Raw genomic sequence first — 2500 nt, forward strand, 5'->3', positions numbered from 1 at the left:
CTTTCGCTGCGGCTACACCTCACGGCTTAACCTCGCTGCATAGGATAACTCGTTGACTCATTATGCAAAAGGCACGCTGTCACCCAAATAAATTTGAGCTCCAACTGCTTGTAAGCTGACGGTTTCAGTTTCTATTTCACTCCCCTCCCGGGGTTCTTTTCACCTTTCCCTCACGGTACTGGTTCACTATCGGTCACTGGGTAGTATTTAGCCTTGGAAGATGGTCCTCCCGGATTCCCACAAGGTTTCACGTGTCTCGTGGTACTCGGGGACACCCTAGGGTGATTCAAGATTTCGCGTACCGGATTATCACCGTCTATGATTGGCCTTTCCATACCATTCCGCTATCCATCATCAATCCCATATCGGGGCCCCACAACCCCCATAAGCAAGCTTATGGGTTTGGGCTACTCCGCGTTCGCTCGCCGCTACTGACGGAATCTCAATTGATTTCTTTTCCTGAGGGTACTGAGATGTTTCACTTCCCCTCGTTCGCCTTTATTACCTATGTATTGAGTAATAAATGACAGAGTTTGAACTCTGCCGGGTTGCCCCATTCGGAAATCTCCGGGTCAAAGCCTGTTAGCAGCTCACCGAAGCTTATCGCAGCTTTCCACGTCCTTCTTCGCCTCCCAGTGCCAAGGCATCCGCCGTCAGCCCTTAGTAGCTTAACCATAAGTCTTTTGTAAACTAAGTTATACTTCTAAACGCTTTTGTAGTACGTACCTCCCCGTAGATAAAAAAATCGCTGAAGTCCGAAAACTCACTCGCGAATACGGAAGGGTACTACGATTTAGATACCCTGCTATTCAATTGTCAAAGATCTATAAACTTTTTATTTTAAAAGTTTAAAGTTAGATGGTGAATCGCAAACGCAATTCAACACCTAACCTTACTCTTTTAAATGGTGGAGGTGAACGGGATCGAACCGATGACCTCCTGCGTGCAAGGCAGGCGCTCTCCCAGCTGAGCTACACCCCCATTCATCTCACTACAGAACTTCTCTCAGCATGGTGGGCCTAGGTGGACTTGAACCACCGACCTCACGCTTATCAGGCGTGCGCTCTAACCAAGCTGAGCTATAGGCCCATGACCTTGATCTCTCAAAACCGAACAGTAATATCCAAGCAGGGTTGATCCCATACAGAGTAACCTCTGTATCTTTCCTTATAAAGGAGGTGATCCAGCCCCAGGTTCCCCTAGGGCTACCTTGTTACGACTTCACCCCAGTTACCAGCCATACCTTGGCAGCCTGCCTCTGAAAGTTAGCTCAACTGCTTCTGGTACAACCGACTCCCGTGGTGTGACGGGCGGTGTGTACAAGGCCCGGGAACGTATTCACCGTGGCATGCTGATCCACGATTACTAGCGATTCCGACTTCATGGAGTCGAGTTGCAGACTCCAATCCGGACTGAGACCGGCTTTTCGGGATTTGCGCCTTCTCGCGAAGTGGCTGCCCTTTGTACCGGCCATTGTAGTACGTGTGTAGCCCTGGTCATAAAGGCCATGAGGACTTGACGTCATCCCCACCTTCCTCCGGTTTGACACCGGCAGTCCCTTTAGAGTGCGCAGCCGAACTGCTAGCAACTAAAGGTAAGGGTTGCGCTCGTTGCGGGACTTAACCCAACATCTCACGACACGAGCTGACGACAGCCATGCAGCACCTGTCACCAAGTTCCTTCTAATGAAGGCACTTTTCTGTTTCCAGAAAATTCTCGGGATGTCAAGACCAGGTAAGGTTCTTCGCGTTGCATCGAATTAAACCACATACTCCACCGCTTGTGCGGGCCCCCGTCAATTTCTTTGAGTTTTAATCTTGCGACCGTACTCCCCAGGCGGTGAACTTAATGCGTTGGCTGCGGCACAGAAGGGATCAACACCTCCTACACCTAGTTCACATCGTTTACGGCGTGGACTACCAGGGTATCTAATCCTGTTTGCTCCCCACGCTTTCGCGCCTCAGCGTCAGTATTCAGCCAGAAAGTCGCCTTCGCCACCGGTATTCCTCCTGATATCTACGAATTTCACCTCTACACCAGGAATTCCACTTTCCCCTCTGATACTCAAGCTTGGCAGTTTCAAATGCACTTCCACGGTTAAGCCGTGGGCTTTCACATCTGACTTACCATGCCGCCTGCGCGCCCTTTACGCCCAGTAATTCCGAACAACGCTTGCACCCTCCGTATTACCGCGGCTGCTGGCACGGAGTTAGCCGGTGCTTCCTTTAAAGGTACCGTCAAACATAACAGGTATTAACTGCTACGCATTTCTTCCCTTTTGACAGAGCTTTACGACCCGAAAGCCTTCCTCACTCACGCGGCGTCGCTGCGTCAGGGTTTCCCCCATTGCGCAATATTCCTCACTGCTGCCTCCCGTAGGAGTCTGGCCCGTGTTTCAGTGCCAGTGTGACGGATCATCCTCTCAGACCCGCTAACCATCGATGCCTTGGTAGGCCATTACCCCACCAACTAGCTAATGGTACGCAGACCCCTCCTCATG

2 tRNA genes and 2 rRNA genes (2 of these 4 cut by a window edge) are annotated in these 2500 nt (G+C 51.0%); all 4 read right to left on the reverse strand.

From position 1 onward, the window contains the following. A 23S ribosomal RNA gene (locus ACZ52Z_RS00010) occupies window positions 1–674 on the reverse strand; it reaches 2271 nt to the left of the window's first position. A gap of 231 nt (window positions 675–905) precedes the next feature. Next, a tRNA-Ala gene (locus tag ACZ52Z_RS00015) sits at window positions 906–981 on the reverse strand. Between the two features lie 30 nt (window positions 982–1011). After that, a tRNA-Ile gene (locus tag ACZ52Z_RS00020) sits at window positions 1012–1089 on the reverse strand. An 82-nt stretch (window positions 1090–1171) separates the two neighbouring features. After that, a 16S ribosomal RNA gene (locus ACZ52Z_RS00025) occupies window positions 1172–2500 on the reverse strand (it continues 231 nt past the right edge of the window). The 16S and 23S rRNA genes sit together here with 2 tRNA genes alongside, the layout of an rRNA operon.

This window comes from Desulfogranum aggregans, assembly GCF_055398265.1.